The organism is Streptomyces hygroscopicus (assembly GCF_026168105.1).
In the GTDB taxonomy this organism is placed as follows: domain Bacteria; phylum Actinomycetota; class Actinomycetes; order Streptomycetales; family Streptomycetaceae; genus Streptomyces; species Streptomyces hygroscopicus_D.
On record NZ_LBMW01000084.1, the window covers coordinates 1 to 16,083 of the forward strand.

18 protein-coding genes and 1 pseudogene are annotated in these 16,083 nt (G+C 67.2%); 15 read left to right on the forward strand and 4 right to left on the reverse strand.

Annotated features, from left to right (window positions below; all coding sequences use genetic code 11):
- The 13 genes and pseudogenes from AAW14_RS37655 to AAW14_RS37715 all read left to right on the forward strand — a co-directional run.
- Nucleotides 1–386 (forward strand): helix-turn-helix transcriptional regulator (locus tag AAW14_RS37655; RefSeq protein ID WP_265568972.1); only part of this gene is annotated, 386 nt, incomplete at its 5' end.
- Nucleotides 387–488: 102 nt separating this feature from the next.
- On the forward strand, nucleotides 489–1,511 hold the full coding sequence (locus tag AAW14_RS37660) for an aldo/keto reductase (protein WP_265568973.1): 1,023 nt from the start codon (nucleotides 489–491) through the stop codon (nucleotides 1,509–1,511).
- Between the two features lie 223 nt (nucleotides 1,512–1,734).
- Nucleotides 1,735–3,042, forward strand: coding sequence for a sensor histidine kinase (locus tag AAW14_RS37665; RefSeq protein WP_265568974.1), 1,308 nt, complete (start codon nucleotides 1,735–1,737; stop codon nucleotides 3,040–3,042).
- Nucleotides 3,039–3,464 (forward strand): roadblock/LC7 domain-containing protein, encoded by a 426-nt coding sequence (locus tag AAW14_RS37670; protein ID WP_265568975.1) that lies wholly within the window; start codon nucleotides 3,039–3,041, stop codon nucleotides 3,462–3,464. The genes AAW14_RS37665 and AAW14_RS37670 overlap by 4 nt, the downstream gene beginning before the upstream one ends.
- Nucleotides 3,461–3,817 (forward strand): DUF742 domain-containing protein, encoded by a 357-nt coding sequence (locus AAW14_RS37675; RefSeq protein WP_265568976.1) that lies wholly within the window; start codon nucleotides 3,461–3,463, stop codon nucleotides 3,815–3,817. The genes AAW14_RS37670 and AAW14_RS37675 overlap by 4 nt, the downstream gene beginning before the upstream one ends.
- 4 nt (nucleotides 3,818–3,821) lie before the next feature.
- Nucleotides 3,822–4,394 carry a GTP-binding protein gene (locus AAW14_RS37680; protein ID WP_265568977.1) on the forward strand — a complete coding sequence of 191 codons (573 nt, stop codon included), beginning with the start codon at nucleotides 3,822–3,824 and terminating at the stop codon, nucleotides 4,392–4,394.
- Nucleotides 4,391–5,713: a cytochrome P450 gene (locus tag AAW14_RS37685; protein ID WP_265568978.1), complete on the forward strand. Its 1,323-nt coding sequence runs from the start codon at nucleotides 4,391–4,393 to the stop codon at nucleotides 5,711–5,713. Before AAW14_RS37680 ends, AAW14_RS37685 begins: the two co-directional genes overlap by 4 nt.
- 97 nt (nucleotides 5,714–5,810) lie before the next feature.
- Nucleotides 5,811–6,170, forward strand: a complete 360-nt coding sequence (locus AAW14_RS37690; RefSeq protein WP_265568979.1) for a hypothetical protein — start codon at nucleotides 5,811–5,813, stop codon at nucleotides 6,168–6,170.
- A 44-nt stretch (nucleotides 6,171–6,214) separates the two neighbouring features.
- Nucleotides 6,215–6,337: a hypothetical protein gene (locus AAW14_RS37695; RefSeq protein WP_265568981.1), complete on the forward strand. Its 123-nt coding sequence runs from the start codon at nucleotides 6,215–6,217 to the stop codon at nucleotides 6,335–6,337.
- A gap of 718 nt (nucleotides 6,338–7,055) precedes the next feature.
- Entirely contained in the window at nucleotides 7,056–7,781 is a 726-nt protein-coding gene (locus AAW14_RS37700) for an alpha/beta fold hydrolase (protein WP_265568983.1), read from the forward strand.
- Nucleotides 7,782–7,839: 58 nt separating this feature from the next.
- Nucleotides 7,840–8,472, forward strand: coding sequence for a TetR/AcrR family transcriptional regulator (locus tag AAW14_RS37705; RefSeq protein ID WP_265568984.1), 633 nt, complete (start codon nucleotides 7,840–7,842; stop codon nucleotides 8,470–8,472).
- Between the two features lie 327 nt (nucleotides 8,473–8,799).
- Nucleotides 8,800–9,008 (forward strand): annotated as a pseudogene (locus tag AAW14_RS37710) (IS110 family transposase); the annotation flags it as partial.
- 48 nt (nucleotides 9,009–9,056) lie between these two features.
- Nucleotides 9,057–9,932: an IS5 family transposase gene (locus AAW14_RS37715; RefSeq protein WP_265568986.1), complete on the forward strand. Its 876-nt coding sequence runs from the start codon at nucleotides 9,057–9,059 to the stop codon at nucleotides 9,930–9,932.
- Nucleotides 9,933–9,942: 10 nt separating this feature from the next.
- On the opposite strand, the gene AAW14_RS37720 is transcribed toward AAW14_RS37715, so the two are convergent.
- Entirely contained in the window at nucleotides 9,943–10,464 is a 522-nt protein-coding gene (locus tag AAW14_RS37720; protein ID WP_265568987.1) for a hypothetical protein, read from the reverse strand.
- A gap of 539 nt (nucleotides 10,465–11,003) precedes the next feature.
- On the opposite strand from AAW14_RS37720, the gene AAW14_RS39585 reads away from it, so the two are divergent.
- Nucleotides 11,004–11,270 (forward strand): hypothetical protein, encoded by a 267-nt coding sequence (locus AAW14_RS39585; RefSeq protein ID WP_322741164.1) that lies wholly within the window; start codon nucleotides 11,004–11,006, stop codon nucleotides 11,268–11,270.
- Nucleotides 11,271–11,613: 343 nt separating this feature from the next.
- Here the strand turns inward: AAW14_RS39585 and AAW14_RS37730 are convergent, their stop codons facing one another.
- The 3 genes from AAW14_RS37730 to AAW14_RS37740 are packed head-to-tail and all read right to left on the reverse strand — an operon-like array spanning nucleotide 11,614 to nucleotide 14,533.
- Nucleotides 11,614–12,015, reverse strand: coding sequence for a DUF6009 family protein (locus AAW14_RS37730; protein ID WP_265568988.1), 402 nt, complete (start codon nucleotides 12,013–12,015; stop codon nucleotides 11,614–11,616).
- Nucleotides 12,012–13,535 (reverse strand): DNA primase family protein, encoded by a 1,524-nt coding sequence (locus tag AAW14_RS37735; protein ID WP_265568989.1) that lies wholly within the window; start codon nucleotides 13,533–13,535, stop codon nucleotides 12,012–12,014. The genes AAW14_RS37730 and AAW14_RS37735 overlap by 4 nt, the downstream gene beginning before the upstream one ends.
- On the reverse strand, nucleotides 13,532–14,533 hold the full coding sequence (locus AAW14_RS37740) for a bifunctional DNA primase/polymerase (protein ID WP_416223436.1): 1,002 nt from the start codon (nucleotides 14,531–14,533) through the stop codon (nucleotides 13,532–13,534). The genes AAW14_RS37735 and AAW14_RS37740 overlap by 4 nt, the downstream gene beginning before the upstream one ends.
- Before the next feature lie 1,288 nt (nucleotides 14,534–15,821).
- Between AAW14_RS37740 and AAW14_RS37745 the strand changes: the two genes are divergently transcribed.
- Entirely contained in the window at nucleotides 15,822–15,989 is a 168-nt protein-coding gene (locus tag AAW14_RS37745; RefSeq protein WP_265568992.1) for a hypothetical protein, read from the forward strand.
- The last annotated feature ends 94 nt before the right edge of the window (nucleotides 15,990–16,083 follow it).

A 16,083-nucleotide genomic window follows, 5' to 3' on the forward strand; every position in this document is an offset into this window, starting at 1 on the left:
TGTTGCTCATGCACCAGCAAGCGTCCCACCCATGGACCGTCGCCACGCTCGGCGCTCAAGTGGGCATGTCCCGGGCGAGCTTCGCCGCCCGCTTCAAGGAACTCGTCGGGCTGCCGCCACTCGTCTACCTCCAGCGCTGGCGGATACTGGCCGCCGGACGAGAGCTGCGCCGCGGCGAACGAACCGTGGCCTCGGTGGCCGCCGAATGGGGCTATTCGTCGGAGACCGCGTTCAGCACCGCGTTCAAACGGATCACCGGCATCTCACCGACGCAGTACCGCAGCGCCCCGCTCGCACCGGTGACCGCGAGGCCGGACGACTGGCCCGCCCTCCCCTTCCGCATCCCGGCCACCGTAGACGAACACGCAGGTTCCTCAGACGCCTGATCATGGCCTGTTCGGTTCGCGGCTCATAGCGTCGGTGCCAGCCGTGCCGACGGCCGTAGCGGCACGCCCACGGCGCCAACACGGACCAGCGGAAGGTTGAACATGCGCTACGAGCAGCTGGGCGCCACGGGAGTCTTCGTATCCCGGATCGCTTTGGGTGCGATGACGTTCGGCGGGGCGGGGAGGCTGCCGTGGAGCCGCATCGGTGGTCTGGACGAGAAGGCTGCGGACGAGCTTGTGGGCCTGGCTCTCGACGCAGGTGTCAACCTCATCGATACCGCCGACATGTACGCGGCGGGTGAGTGCGAGGAGATCCTCGGCCGGGTGCTGGGCCCGAGGCGCCAGGGCGTGCTGCTCGCCACCAAACTCCTCGCGCGCATGGGCACCGGCCCCAACGACATCGGTCTGTCACGGCTGTGGATCACCCGGGCGCTGGAGGACAGCTTGCGCCGGCTGCGTACCGACCATATCGACCTGTACCAGATCCACAGCTTCGATCCGCTGACCCCGGTGGAGGAGACGCTGGCCGCACTGGACGATGCCGTCCGGCAGGGCAAGGTCCGCTATATCGGCGCCTCGAACCTGGCGGCATGGCAGATGATGAAGTTCCTGGGCGCCTCCCAACTGCACGGGCTGGAGCGCTTCGTGTCCCAGCAGGTGTACTACTCGCTGGCCGGACGGGACATCGAGCGGGAGATCCTGCCGATGGCCGTGGACCACAAGCTCGCCACACTGGTGTGGAGCCCGCTGGCCGGCGGGTTCCTGTCCGGCAAGTTCGACCGCAACGGCACCCGCGACGAGACCGCGCGGCGCGCCCTTGCCGACTTCCCGCCCGTGGACCGGGAACGCGCCTGGGACATCGTGGATACGCTGCGTTTCGTTGCCGCGCGCCATGACGTGAGTGTGGCCCGCGTCGCCATCGCCTGGGTACTCGCCCGACCGGGGGTGACGAGCGTGATCGTCGGCGCGAAGCGCCCCGACCAGCTCACCGAAAACCTGGCCGCCGTCGACCTGGCCCTCACCGAGGACGACCTTGCGGAACTGGACGCAGTCAGCGCGCCGCTGGTCCCCTACCCCGACTGGTGCCGTCTCGCGCCCGACGACCGCCTGCCGCTGAGCTCCTGACCCGCCGCCGAGCGCGACCGGAATGTGTCGGCCGTCGGCGGTACCCCGGTCACGTTTCCCCGCTTCTTGTGTCGACCGGCCCGGTCCGGCATTCGAACCCTGGAGGGAGCCCGCGATGCACGTCCCGGATCGCTGCCTGCGGCCTTGACCGTGGCTCCAGAGCCGTCCACTGCTCACCGCGCCCAACGCAGTCAACCGTTTTCCCACCGTCCGAGGACCCTTGATGAAGCTGGTACCAGAGGCGCTGGCCGTGGTCGCGCCCACGGCCATAATGATCGCCGGCCTTCTCGCGGCCCCGTTTCTGCTCCGCATCCGCCGTCTGCTGACCTCACTGCGGACGGAGCGCGACGCAGCCGTGGAGGAGGCCGCTCGGATGAACGCCCGGCGTGAGGCACTCCAGGAGGAGACACAGCATCTGGCTTTCACCCGGCTTCCGGCCCTGGTCGCCCACCTCGCCCGCCGGCATGTCCCGGTTCCCGGCCTGGCGCATCCCGCGTTCGCCGGGACCGAGATCGAGCGCGCTCACACGGCGGTCCTGGAGAAGGTGGCCGAGGCCGTGGCGGCCGAGCGTCTTCGCGTGGACGAGGCCGCTCAGGCGGTGATGCGGGGGGCGACGACCGTCATCCAGGCGCAGAGCTACCAGATGCAGTCCAAGATCGACGGGATGCAGCATCGCCACGAGGACCCGGAGACAGCCAGGGACCTCCTCGAGCTGGATCAGCTCAACGAGCAGAATCTTCGGCGCATCCAGGCAACGGGCGTGCTGTGTGGGGCATGGCCCGGCCTGACCCGCAGCGACTCCCACCTCGGTGATGTCGTCGTCGGCGCCCAGTCCCGGGTCCGCGGCTACCAGCGCATCCAGGTCACCAGCCGACTCGGCGCGCCGGTGGCGGTAGTGGCGCGGGCGGTCGAGCCGATCGCCATCACCGTCGCGGAGTTGCTCGCGAACGCGGTGCACCACTCGCACGGCACACTGTTCGTCGACGTCAGCCTCCACCAGGCCGAGTCCGGTGCCTGCGTCATCATCGATGACGCAGGCGTGGGAATGCACCAGGACGAGGTGGAGTTCGCCACCCGGCTGCTGTCCGGAGAGCACTCGCTCCTGTTGACCGAGCTCGGCGACCCCCCACGCGGCGGGTTCGCCACGATCGGCCGCCTGGTGCGGCAGTACGGCTTTACCGTGTCCATCGACAAACCCGCGCCGTACGGTGGCGTTCGCGCGGTCGTCTTCATCCCGGACCGTTTGCTCACGCTCCTGGATGAACAGAGCAAGCCCATGTCCGCGATGGCACCGGTCCCCCGCCAGACGCCACCCCCCTCCGCAGTCGAGGACGGCGCCACAACACCGGACGGCTTGCCGCAGCGCCGTCGCCGCCGCCCCCAGCCCGCTCACACCGCCGGCTCCCCGGGCCGGGCCGAGCAGGCGCCGACACCCGCGGAGACGCAAGCGACCTGGAGTGCCTATCAGGCGGGCACCGCATCCGGACGCGCCGCCGCCCGTACCGATCACCACGAAGGGAACGCGCGATGACCACCCCGAAACAACCTGCGGTCAAGGACGTGTCCTGGGTACTGGAGCCGCTGCTGGATCTCCCCGGTGTGGTCCACGCTCTGGTGCTGTCCTCGGACGGCATGGTCCAAGGCGCCTCCCCGAACTTGAGCCGCGAGGCCGGCGAGGGCGCGGCCGCCATGATGTCCGCGCTCCAGGGCGCCGCCCGTGCGGTGGCCATCGCGTTCTCCGGTGACGAGCACACGCGGCTCCAGCAGCTCGTCGTGGACACCGACACCGGGTTCGTCTTCGCGACCCCGGCCGGGGTGAACACCGTGATGACGGTCTATGCCACGCGCGACGTCGACATGGGAGTCATCGCACACCACATGCAGATCCAGGTGGCGACGCTGGGCAGAAAGGTCATGAACTCCCCGGCCCGGGACACCGGCACTCTGGCATGACTCCTCGCCACGACGGCAGACGGCTGGTGCCGCCCTACCTGGCAACCGCAGGACGTACACAGCCGACTCGCAACACCCTGGACAGGCTGACGCTTCTCACCGCGACCACGGGCCGTGTACCCGACGGGCTGGAGTCGGCACCGTTACGCCTGGCCACGCTCGTCCACGGTGGCGCGCTGTCACTGGCTGAGGCCTCGGCCCACCTCGGGCTGCCGGTGAGCATTCTCCGAGTGCTGGTGGCCGACCTCGTCGACGCGGGGCATCTGAGCGCCCGTGCCCCCATCCCCGCCGCTGAACAACTCGATCCCCAGTTCCTAGAGAGGGTTCTCAGTGGACTCCGCTCCATCCGCTAATGCCATGTACCTGTCCAGCAGCGACCAAGCGCTGGTGAAGATCCTGGTGGCGGGCCCGTTCGGGGTCGGCAAGACCACAATGATCGACGCGCTGTCCGAAACCGCCCCGCTGCACACCGAAGAGACCATGACCCAGGCCGGGGCCACGGTTGACGACGTCGCCGGAATACGGAGCAAGCACACCACCACCGTTGCCATCGACTTCGGCCGCCGCACCCTGCCGGGCGATCTCGTCCTCTACCTGTTCGGCACACCGGGACAGCGACGATTCAAGCCACTGTGGGAGGACATCGCCCACGGCGCCCTGGGGGCCTTGGTCCTGGTCGACACCCGGCGCCTGGGCGACTCGTTCGAGGTGATCGACATGATCGAGGAGCGTGGCCTGCGGTACGCAGTCGCTGTCAACGTCTTCCCCGACGCGCCCAGCTACGCACCGATGGTGCTGCGCGACCGTCTCGATCTTGCCGAACACACGCCTCTGGTCACCTGTGACGCCCGCGACACCACCTCGTCCATCGACGCATTGATCGCCCTCGTCTCCCACCTGATAGCCCACTCCTCCATGGACACCACGTGACCTACTACACCCCCGGGCCGGTGCCCCTGTACGGGCCGGACTTCACGGACGACCCCAACGCTGTCTATGTGCGGCTGCGCCAGTACGGGCCGGTCGCACCCGTCGAGATCGCCCCTGGGGTCACCGCCCACCTCGTGACCGACTACCGGGCGGCCCTCGATCTCCTCAAGGACACGGAGACATGGTCCAAGGATCCCCGTGTCTGGCAGGAGACGTTGCCACCCGACTGCCAAATCCTGCCGATGATGAAGTGGCGTCCCAACGCGATGTTCAACGACGGTGAGGCCCACCAACGCTACCGGTCCGTCATCACCGACAGCTTCTCCCGCATCGAACCGCACCACCTACGCCGACAGGTGGCCACGGCCGCAGACCAGCTCATCAGCGAGTTCGCCGCTGCCGGCGAGGCCGACCTTGTCGGCCAGTATGCGCGCCCGCTTCCCCTCGTCCTGTTCAACGCCCTGATGGGCATGCCCGCCCACTACGGCCCCCGTCTCGTCACGGCACTCACGGGCCTGTTCGAAAGTGCCGACACCGAGGTGGCCAACAAGGGGGACATGGACTTCGAGCAGTATGTGACAGAGCTCATCACGCTCAAAGCACAGCAGCGCGGAAACGACCTCACCTCCTGGATCATGGATCACCCCGCCGCGCTCGGCCCCGAAGAGCTCGTCAACCAGATCGGCATCGCCATGGCCGGCGGAAACGAACCCACCACGAACCTGATCTCCAACGCACTGTCCCGGATGTTGTCCAACCCGGACTACTACAGCACCTTGACCAACGGGGCCCTGACGGCACGTGACGCCATCAATGACGTGCTGCGCAATGAGCCGCCCTTGGCGAACTTCTCCGCCCACTTCGCCCGCCGCAGCGTCAGCTTCCACGGCACATGGATACATGCAAACCAACCTGTCCTCGTCTCCTATCACGCAGCGAACACCGCCCCCGACGGCCTGCCCGCCCACTCCGTCCGGTCGGGCGGCGGAGCCCACCTCGCGTGGGCTGCCGGCCCGCACGCCTGCCCGGTCAAACAGCCCGCCCTGCTGATCGCGACCGCAGCCATCGAACGTCTCACGAGCCACCTGTGCGACCTCGAGCTGGCTGTGCCTCGGCGCCGGCTGACCTGGCGGCCGGGCCCCTTCCACCGCGCCCTCGCCGAGCTCCCGGCCCGCTTCACCCCCGTCTGTGCCGACGGAGCAGGGACCACCCCGGGGACCAGACCATCTTCGTCGCCCCCACCGGAAGCGATACCCACACCGAAGCCGCCCGTCGGATTCGCCACCGCCCCGCGGAAAACCCCGTCGTCGGCTCCGTGATCAGTGGCGGCACTGGTGTTCCGGCTGGCTGTCGTGGGAGCGGATGCCCACCTTGGAGTAGATGTGTGTGAGGTGGCACTGCACCGCCTTGATGGAGATGTACACCTCCAAGTCCCGCCTGTTTGTTGGTCGCCCCGGAGGCGACCAGGTGGGCCACAGCCTGTTCCTGGGCCGTGAGCCGGGACAGGCCGGGGGACGTGCGGCTGGTGTGCACGTCGCCTGCCTGCAGCTCCCGGTCACACCGCTCCGCATACGTCTGGACGCCGAGGGCGAGGTAGGTGTCGCGCGCGTGGGTCAGGACGGTGTCCGCCTCGCGGCACTTTCCGGCGCGGCGCAGGATCTGGCCGTAGGCGAAAATGATCCGGGCGTGGTCGCAAGGGAGCGGAAGGGGTACGAGGTGGGCGAGGGCTTGGTCGGACTCCCTGCGCACGGTGCCGAGGTCGCCGTGCGCCGGTGAGGCGTCCGCGGCGGCCCCGCGCTTGCCCGGCTCCGAACCTTCGCGTGGAGCCGGACGCGGTGGGCCGACGCGGCCGTCCGGTGACGGCCGCCGAACCGGTTCTTGCCGATCTCGCCGAGCATCTCGGCAACGCGCGGTTCCTCGTGCTGCTCGCCGACCGTGAGTAGCGGATCGTTGACGGTGGTGCGGGGCCCCGTGGGCTGCGCGACCGGCCGGCGGCGGTCGGCACGGTTCAGTGACCGTACGGTGATCGCGTGGGACCCCGTCGCCTCTCAAGGTCCGTGCAGCGTCCAGGAGTTCATCCTCGTGACACTTCGCTCCAGGAGCAACTCGATTGAGATTCTGGCGACTTGGGTCGTTCGTGAGCCTGGTTCTCCTCGGTCGAGGTCAAGGCGATGAACTCAAATCGGCAGCTGGCCACGGCTACTTGACCTGCGGCAACACCGGCTTCATCACACGCCCGCTGCGTTGGATGGGGTGTTGGATGGAGCGTTGGACATCGCGTCCAATTCCAAGTAACCTCCGATTCTGCCGACGCTGCTGCGAAGAGTGGGCAGTTCTCGGTAGGTGCTGCATCCGGCGGCCGGCAATCCCCCGTCCGGCTGCCGGATGTGCATCCACCATCACCGAACCGGGGACCTCGCGGAGCCGATACACGGGGAGGAACACGACGCTGCTGCGCAATGGCCCGGCCTCTCGGGAGCAGCTGACGTCCTGTGCGTGCCTGCGAGGGCGCAGGGCGTGCCGCTTGTCACGCACACCACCGACGTTGACTGCGCCGTTCGGCGCGCCCCTGCATCGCTTCATATGAGCAATCGCCAGCCGTTCCTGGCGATCAACTGCCCCCTAAGGCGACGGTTTTCTGGAACACCTAGGAGATTCGGCTTGGCTACCACCGGAGCATCACGTCCCACTCTCCTCCTGGTGCATGGCGCATGGCACGGACCCTGGTGCTGGGAAAATCTGGAGTACGCGCTCATTTCCGACGGTTGGGCGACTCGAACGGTCGAACTGCCCAGCGCCAGGAGATCGGGCTTCCCGACCGTCGAACCGTTCGCCGGCATTCACATGGACGCGCAAACCATCCGTGAAACCCTTGAGGATATCGAAGGTCCCGTGGTGGTCGTGGGCCATTCCTACGGCGGAATTCCGGTCACACAAGCCATCGCCGACGCCCCCAACGTCCGGCATGTAATCTACCTGGCGGCGTATCAACTGGACGTGGGCGAAAGTCTGTACAGGTTCCATGGCGCTCCAGAACCGGAGTTTGGGACAGGAATTATCCAGCCTGCAGAAGAAAGTGTTGCGGTGGCGGCGTTCTACGCTGATGTGCCCCAGGAGGAGGCCACGCGAGCGGTCCGTATGCTGGTGCCGCAAAGCGTGAGGTCGTTCAGCGAGCGGGTGACGCAAGCGGGGTGGCGAACCATTCCCTCCACCTACATCATCTGCGAGCAGGACAAGGCTCTTCCGCCCCGGCAACAGGAGAAGCTCGCCGCCCGGGCAAATACCGTGCATCGCCTGCAGAGCAGCCACTCGCCGTTCTTGTCGATGCCCTCGAAACTTGCCGCCCTTCTTGCATACATAGCCCATGGAAGCCGACCGGCCTACTGAAAGGCGCCTCGAGCCGGTCTCCACCGCCCCGAGGCCGGCCCGCTCGTAGGATGGACACATGGCATCGACCACCCGCCGGCCCTCCACCGCCACCGATCGGCGAGCAGCAGTGGAGGCACGAATTCTGTCCGCGATCGGAGAATTACTGCGCGACGGCAAGACCTACACGGAACTGGGGGTGGAGCAGATCGCGGCTGCCGGGGGCATCTCCCGATCGGGTTTCTACCTCTACTTCCGCGACAAGGCGGATGTCCTCCTGCGGTTGAGTGCTTTCCTCAAATCGGACAGCTTAGAGATCGTACAGCGCTGGCAGCCCTGCGGCCCCGTTGGCGGACTTGACGGGCTCACGCACACGTATGAGCAGCTGTTCAGGCACTACCGCAAGCACGCGTCCCTCCTGACAGCGATCAACGAAGTGGCTGCTTACGATCCGTCTGTTCTCGAGGCGAGGAAATCTACTCAAGCCCAATTCATCGACCACACTACGAACCTGCTGATCGAGGAACAGCTGGCAGGTCGCACACCTGCTGATGTCGACCCACTGTGCGCCGCCAGGGTGATCGTGCGAGGCGGTTTCCAGGTCATCGCCCAGCAGATGGCCACAAACGATGGGCATGACGATGCCGAGGTCGCCCGCGAGATGGCCTGCGGCTCCTGGTATGGCATTTTCCGGCGCCCTGTGAGGTCATAGCCCGATTATTTTGAGCCGACTCCCGTGTCTGTGAAGGGGCCAGGCGCACTTGACAGCCCTGGGCGCCCGGCATGTGGTCGGCACAGCCCAGCGACGCCCCAGCGCGGCATCGGCGGAGGACAAGTGATCGAGCAGCTCCTCAACCCGCTGCTGACTGTTTCGTCGGCACGCGGCAGCAATTCGTTGCTGCACGGCTGAAGAGTGTCTTGTCCTGCCAATCGTATTTGATGAGGGTGAGTTAGTCGCGGGCGAGTCGACAGTGGTGCATGAGTGCGAACCGAAAGTCCGCTCCACAAACCAGACCCGACCTGCCTGTGCGCGACCGGCCGGAGGATCTACGCGATCAACCCGCGCGGCGCGGCCCGCCACCGTGACGGCACCAGCATCTCGCGCCGCAAGTCCGACCACGCGACGCCGTGATACTCGCGAGCATCCTGCGCACTGACGGCAACCTGCAATGCCCGCCGCCCCGCGGCTCCGAACTCGCCCAGGCCATGACGGCGCTCGCCCGTGCCCTGCAGGACGCGGTATGGGACTAGGCCGTGTATCGAAAGTGGATCTTCAGCGGTGAATGATCACGGTTCATGGGGCGGGGAGATCTCACGGATGAACAGTGGGCTGTGTTAGAGCCGTTGTTGCCGAAGGGGACGAAAGCGGGGCGGCCGCCACTCTGGCCCCGGCGGCAGCTGATCGACGGTATACGGTTCCGGGTTCGTACCGGTGTGCCGTGGCGGGACGTGTCCGTCGAGTACGGGCCGTGGGACCGGATCTACGACCTGTTCCGTCGATGGCAGCGGGACGGCACTTGGCACAGGGTCCTCACCCGGCTCCAGTCGCTGGCCGACGCGAAGGGTGCCATCGTGTGGGACCTGAGCGTCGACTCCACCGTGTGCCGCGCCCATCAGCATGCGGCCGGGGCCCGGAAGCAGGGTGGCCTGCAGAAGGAACCGCCGGGCGGCGTGTTCACCGAGGCCGGGGATCACGGATTGGGACGTTCGCGCGGCGGGTTCACCACCAAGCTGCATCTGGCCGTCGAGCAAGGTCAGAAGCCCATGTCGATCGTGGTGACGGCAGGGCAGCGCGGGGACTCGCCGCAGTTCGAACCCGTGCTGGAGAAGGTCCGCGTGCCCCGCATCGGGGTGGGACGACCACGTGTCCGTCCCAATCGGGTCCGCGCTGACAAGGCGTACGCCTCCCGCAGGAACCGTGCCTACCTGCGCCGCCGGGGGATCCGCTGCACCATCCCAGACAAGGTCGATCAGGCCCGTAACCGCACGAAGCGCGGCTCCCGCGGCGGCCGGCCGCCGCGTTTCGACTTGGTCGACTACCGCGAGCGCCATGCGGTCGAGTGCGGGATGAACCGCCTCAAGAGGCACCGCGCCGTTGCCACGCGATACGACAAGCTGGCGGTCCGCTATGAGGCGACCGTTCTGATCGCTGCCATCAACGAGTGGCTGTGACCCTCGGTCGTCATGCGGTGGGATCCACGTTCCAGGTGTCCGGCAGATCGCTGCCGCAGAAGACGCAGACGAAGTCGTCCTCGCGCACGATGTTGTGTTCCTGGCAGCCAGGGCAGCGCCGGAACACCACAGCATGGGTGAAGCTGGCCGGCCGCTCGAGCTCTACGTTGTCGAGAGCGCGTGCGACTTCCGACCAAGAAGTGACGTCTGGGCAGTACCCGGTGGAGTGGTTGCTGACCTCGCTCACGACCCACCGGTCCGCCTCACGCACGAAGCGGATCTCGCCTGCACTCAGAACCATGGCTCCGCCGGCACAGGCCAGGTGCTCGCTTCGCCGCGGCGCCAGCCGAAGCGCACCGTCCGTGCCGACCACGAAGGTGAACGGTTCGGCCAGCTCCGCTGCCGATCGCCCAGCGATCCAGTCGCCGAACTCAGCCGCCGAGCTGATCCGGCATCCGCCGCTACCAGGCCGGACCGCAGCCTTCAGCTCGACCGGTCCGACATATTGGTAACTCCGCCCCCGCGCACTCACGTGAGCCAACCTAGAGCACTTCCGACACAGGCCCTAGGGCCAGGTTCACAACAAGCTCCGGCCGCTGCTACGCGAGTACTACCCAGGCTTCCTGCCGGCATTCCGCGGAACCCGAGGGGGCCTGTGCGACAAGGTTACCCGGACGGTGCTGGCTGCCGCCCTCACCCGGCCCAGGCCGTCCGGCTGACCAAGTCCCCAGCTCGCCACACTGCTACGCAAGGCAGGCCGCCAGCGCGGCATTGGCGCCGAGGCCAAACGGCTCAAGGTGGCCTTCCGCATCGAGCAGCTGCGACACCTACTGTGGCAGCGGCATCTGTGGCACGTCGGCAAGGACTGCCTGGTCGCCTTCGACGCGAACCTCTACTCGGTACCGGCCCGCAAGGCCGCCTCTGCCAGCTGGTCGGGGTACCGGCCACGAAGTCCTAAGTCACGCTGCACGGCCCTGTTCCCGACGCAGGCGGCCAGACGCTGTCGGCCGTCCATCCGCGGGCAGTCTCGGCCGCGGGGCTCGCATCATCGACGCGACACACTGGAACAGCTTGTCCACCGGTGCCGGCAGCCTCGTCACCATCGGCGATGCTCTGCCGGCACCCCGCCGATGGCAGCCAGTCGCCCGGGGGGCGGAGGCCAGACCGCTGCAGGCTCTGCTGGAACGGACCGCAGCTGCCCACATCGAGGGCGGGCGCCGTCCAGCGGGCTTTGCCCTCGGGGAGCTTGTCGATCGCGGGGAACCGTTGCGCCTTGCCCTCGACGCCGCCGGCAACGCGATCAACAAGGTTGGAAAGCGTGATCCGATGCCTGCGTGATGCTGTTCAGCCGCCCACCCCAAACGCTGCTGGTGTTCACGCACTGTTACGGCGATCACCCCGCGTGGCCCGCTATTACCAGTGTCAGAAGATCGCCACCACGAAGGACGAAGCGACCACTGTGGACGAACGCGAAGGTTTGTCAGACGATTGATCATGGCCTGCGGGAGAGGCGGCGAGTAGCGTCACAGTAAGCCGTGCTCCCGGCTGCAGCCCGACCCCGGATCAGAGGAGTCCCACACTTGATGGGCTAGTGCCGCGGGCCGCTGTGCCTTGGCATCAAGCAGGGCGCGGCAGCCTCGCACATCTAACATGGGGCGATCTGTTTCCGAGGTCGGCACACCTACAACGGCAGTGTTATGCCGAGTTCCTTCATTGCGCTGGAGGGCGGGCCGCCCTCGGAGCGTTCGGTCTTGACGCCCTTGACGCGAGGGGCAAGGGTGCGTGGGTCGACAGCTTCGGCGGGGGCACCCTTGGCATAGAGGCCCTTGGGTTCGCTGTCGCGGTCGTGGGGCAAGAGCCAGAAGACACGACGGCGGAAGGTGCCCGAGGAGCGGGAGGCTTTGGCTGCCGAGCCCAGAAGCGCGTAACCGACCATGCGCCCCGGGCGGTGGTAGGCGGGCTTGCCCCGACGGGTGGGCAGCCGGTCGAGGCTTTGGCGGACGTAGTCGAGGTCATCGACGTCTTCCAGCCAGACCAGTTCGGTTTCATGGCTGATCTCGTCCTCGGTGATCAGGGAGCTCATCGGGTGGCTTCCATTTCCTCGTCGGTCAGCAGTCCGATGCCCGGGTAATGCTTGCGCTGGTTGGACAGAATCATCTCCTTCGGCGAAGCCAGCCCGACCAGTTCGCGGGTGCGGGTGGCGAACGCACGCGAGGACATGGCCGGTGCGCCTTCATTCTGGCACCACGCCTTGTACGCGGCGTAGAGGGCGGTCTGTTCTGCGCGCAGGTCGGGGGCGAGAGTGCAGCACTCGTCGTAGAAGCGGCCGGTATGGTCTTCAGTTTCGGCGTACGCAGTTGTGGCGATGCAGACGCGTTCGGGTCCGGTGAGGTCGCGATCGCCGACCAGGTAGCGGCGGGCGCCATCGATGAGCCAGCCGAGGATGCCGGGGCCTTCTTCAGTGACAAGGATATCGGCCAGGTTGTCGATTTTGCGGTCGTCGGGGACCACTCGTTCGAAGGGGATCAAGCGCATGCGGCGCCAGAACGCGAAGCCGCCGGTGCCGACTTCGGGCCGGTGGTTGCCCAGCAGCCAAAGCTTGTGGGTGGGTTGGAAGCTGAAGAAATCCTGGCGCATGCGGCGAGCCTTGATGCGATCGCCGCCGGTCAGGAGTTTGACGCGGGCCTCGTCGAACTTGTCGCCAGGTTTGACCTCGGAGCAGACGATCACGCGCCGGCCGTGGAGCTCGGCGAGGTCGGTGGGGTGGCCTTCGTAGGGGCGGGCCATGAGGAAACCGGGCGGAGCGGCATCCGCGTAATCGCCAAGCAACTTCATCAGCACGTCCAAGAGGACGGACTTGCCGTTCTTGCCAGAGCCGAAGAGGAAGGGCAGGACCTGACCGCCGACGTCGCCTGTGACGGAGTAGCCCAGCAGCAGTTGTAGGTAGGCAATCATCTCTCGGCCTTCGGTGTCGTTGCCGAAGGTGTCCGTCAGGAACCTCTCCCAGCGGGGCGTGGGCGTGTGCTGGGGACCGACGGTAGTGGAGCGGGAGTGGAAGTCCTTGTTCGGATCGGGGATCTTCACCAGGCCGGTGCGCAGGTCGACGATCCCGTCAGGGGTGCACAGAGCGTAGGGGTCCGCGTCGAGCAGGGCCGCGTTGAGGACCATACCGGGGGCGGACTTGGCCTGGGTGAGCATGGCGTTGATTCCGGTGGTGGACAGCGCGCGGCGGCGATGGCTCTGCAGGGCCGTGGTGGTGAAGACGCCACGGGGGTCGTGGGCGGCGATGTTCTCGGCGAGATCGCCGGCCGCCCACAGGACGGTGTCGTCCTCGTCGATTTGCCAACGGGTGGTGTCCCAGCGGTACCAGCCGATGCCGGGCACGTGCCGGTAGTCGTTGGCGTACAGCTTGACGAACAGTTTGGCATTGCCGCGGTCGGTCAGAGTGTCCGGCAGAAGTCCGTTGGCGGTCGCCTGTCCATCCGCGGAAGGTGCGGAGCCTGCCTGGGCGGGCAAAGGCACAGCGGCGCTTTGAGCACGGATCTGGTCGGCCACCGCGTGGGGGTCAAAGTCAAAGAGAGTCTCGTTGCCTGGAGACGTCACGGGCGGCCTCCACGGGCGTGCAGCGGGCGTTGCAGTCCGGCCGTCAGGCCGCTGCGAATGATCTGCCCGATGCGGCGTTCCTGTCCCGGCCGCGCGGTGACTGCGGACTCGGTCAGAGCGCGCTCGGCATCCTCCTGGGTCAAGCGGCCGGCGGCGACGAGACCACCGAGAGTGTAGGCGGCGCGGTTGAGTGCGTCGGAGAATCCCGCGCCTGCCGGGATCTGGCCGCAGGCCTCTACGGGAGCGAGGACGGACACTAGCAGGTTCTGGGCTCGGTCCTGGCCGCCTCCGGCGGCCAGGACGGCCTGCTGGGCTCGGGGAGGCACCGGACGCGGTGCGGGGATGTTCGCGGCGGGCAGGTGGCCGGTGCGTTCGAGTTCCTGAGCCAGCCAGGCCGGGAGGGGGGCCGGTTCGCGCGTGTCACCGAGCGCGGTGTAGGTGCCCTGGCTGGTCGTGGTGTTGGGGGCAACGATGTAGCCGCCGTGTGCGCGGACATCGACTTGCCAGGCCAGGGCGCGGCCGGCACTGGAGCCGGACGAGCACAGCCAGCGGCGCCGGTCCGCGACCCGGTACCAGACGTGCAGGCCTCCAGAGGGGGTGCGCACGCGCAGGGTGGTGGTGTCGTCGGCAGGGCTGGGCTGGCCGCGCAGCGCAGCGAGCACGGCGAGTGTGTGGTAGCCGTTGGCCAGGCCGCTCAAGTCGATGTGGTCGGCGATCGGGATTCCCGGCAGAATCCGGTCCCGGCTCGGGGGCTGGGCGGAGTGGGCGTCGATGTCGATGACGACCAGGCCAGCAGGGCCGCAGGCCACACCGACACCGAATTCCGGGTGGGTGCCCCACCATTGTGCGATCCGGCGCTGGTCGAGGGTCGCGGCGTGGAAGCCGTGGCACCAGCGGCCCGCGGGAAGGCAGGGGCAGTTGGCGGGCGGGTGCGGCGTGGTGCGGCAGTTGCTGCAGTTCGCGGCCGGGATCTTGCGGCCAGCGGCGAGGGGGTGCACGGGCCAACCACGACGCGCGCACCAGCTTGCGGTGGCCAGTGACAGCTCAGCGACTGAAGAGTCAGGGGCGGGCTGCCTTGAGTCGCTGCGAGGAAACTGCAGCTCAGCAGGCATCTTCACCCCCTATCAGCGACCGAAGCGACTCAATGACGGACACAGACTAGCGAACGTGGCCGGTGAGGTCATGGAGCACATGCGAAAGTGCCGCTTCGCCGTGTCAGTGATGCGACCACTGAGGCGCCTGCCAGCGACCGAACCCAAGGCACAGCGACCGAACCGCCTTGAGTTGCTATGTTCCCGCAGGATCAAATCTGCAGGTCAGGGCCGGACAGAGACGCAATCAGCGACTGAAGCGACTGAAGCTCTCTATATATAACGCACACACGCACACGTGAATGTCTTCATATACCTCGAACTTGGGTCGCTTCAGTCGCTACCTACACTTTGCGACAGCCCTGACCTGCAGTTTCTTCCGGTTCTGGGACAGCGACTGAAGAGTCGCTGAGTCGCTGAGCTTCAGTCGCTGCGCGGGACACACGGAGCGACTGAAGGAGACGGGCTCCCAGGCTCCCCCCGGCAGCTCCGTGTCCAGGCAGGGTCGCTGAAGCCGACTCAGGCAGGTACGCAGCCGCTGTGCACTGGCTGTCCGGCAGCCTGTGCCGTGAATTGCCGGCCGTCCAGGGATACAGCGACGCAAGCGACTGAAGCGACCAAGTATCCGACATCTCCGAGCAGCGGCCCGCCCGTGTTCCCCGCCGCCCGGTCGCTCTAGGCACTCGTCTGCGGTGCGCCAACTATTCCGCTGCGCAACTTCCGGGGTTCTCCTCTGTTTGGGCGGCACGTTTTTGCCACTGGCGGCCGGCTGTGCTGTCCGGGCAGCGCGAGGGGAGCCGATGGCCACCAGCGTGTTCTCGGGCACGTGAGCGTCTACCGGCCCTACAGGGAGCTGTGCGTGCCGCCCGCGCTGCGCGACGGCCTGCGGAGCAGGCCGGGTCCGTGCCCGCTCGCGCCGCTACGACAACCCGGCCGCTCACCCGGTTCTCCCCACTGAGTGAGTTGACCACGATGTCGAGTTCTGCCGCCGGTCGGCAGGAGTCCCAAGTCCTCTCAACCCCTGGCACTGGTGATGGACGCGCTCGACGACTTCCTTGTCGCCGTCGACGACGCCCTCCAAATCCGGTGACAGGCCGCTCCCGCCTCAACGACGACGGCGAACTGGTCACCTGTCAGTCGACCTCGCCGGATCTCCCCCACTGAGACCGAAAAACTGCACACCGAGCTGGAGCGGATGCTGCCGAACGTGCCGATCGACTCGCTGCTGGTGGAGGTGGACCGGCACACCGGCTTCCCGGACAGCTTCACCCCCACTGGCGACAAGCAGTCCCGCTCGGCGCAGCCGCTGAACCCCACGCAGCTTCGATCCGTCTATTCCAGTACCGGAAACCGACATGCCTGATACGGGTGCCGACGACGAGGACTGGAACTTACGTGACTGCGATTTCACTCGGCATGCCGTCCGTTCCGACCAAGCTCGCCGAGCGCCGGAAGAG

Coding starts and splice junctions, on each gene's coding strand:
- AAW14_RS37660 (WP_265568973.1), top strand. CDS start 489: ATGCGCTACGAGCAGCTGGGCGCCACGGGAGTCTTCGTATCCCGGATC.
- AAW14_RS37665 (WP_265568974.1), top strand. CDS start 1,735: ATGAAGCTGGTACCAGAGGCGCTGGCCGTGGTCGCGCCCACGGCCATA.
- AAW14_RS37670 (WP_265568975.1), top strand. CDS start 3,039: ATGACCACCCCGAAACAACCTGCGGTCAAGGACGTGTCCTGGGTACTG.
- AAW14_RS37675 (WP_265568976.1), top strand. CDS start 3,461: ATGACTCCTCGCCACGACGGCAGACGGCTGGTGCCGCCCTACCTGGCA.
- AAW14_RS37680 (WP_265568977.1), top strand. CDS start 3,822: ATGTACCTGTCCAGCAGCGACCAAGCGCTGGTGAAGATCCTGGTGGCG.
- AAW14_RS37690 (WP_265568979.1), top strand. CDS start 5,811: ATGTACACCTCCAAGTCCCGCCTGTTTGTTGGTCGCCCCGGAGGCGAC.
- AAW14_RS37705 (WP_265568984.1), top strand. CDS start 7,840: ATGGCATCGACCACCCGCCGGCCCTCCACCGCCACCGATCGGCGAGCA.
- AAW14_RS37715 (WP_265568986.1), top strand. CDS start 9,057: ATGGGGCGGGGAGATCTCACGGATGAACAGTGGGCTGTGTTAGAGCCG.
- AAW14_RS37730 (WP_265568988.1), bottom strand. CDS start 12,015: ATGAGCTCCCTGATCACCGAGGACGAGATCAGCCATGAAACCGAACTG.
- AAW14_RS37745 (WP_265568992.1), top strand. CDS start 15,822: ATGCTGCCGAACGTGCCGATCGACTCGCTGCTGGTGGAGGTGGACCGG.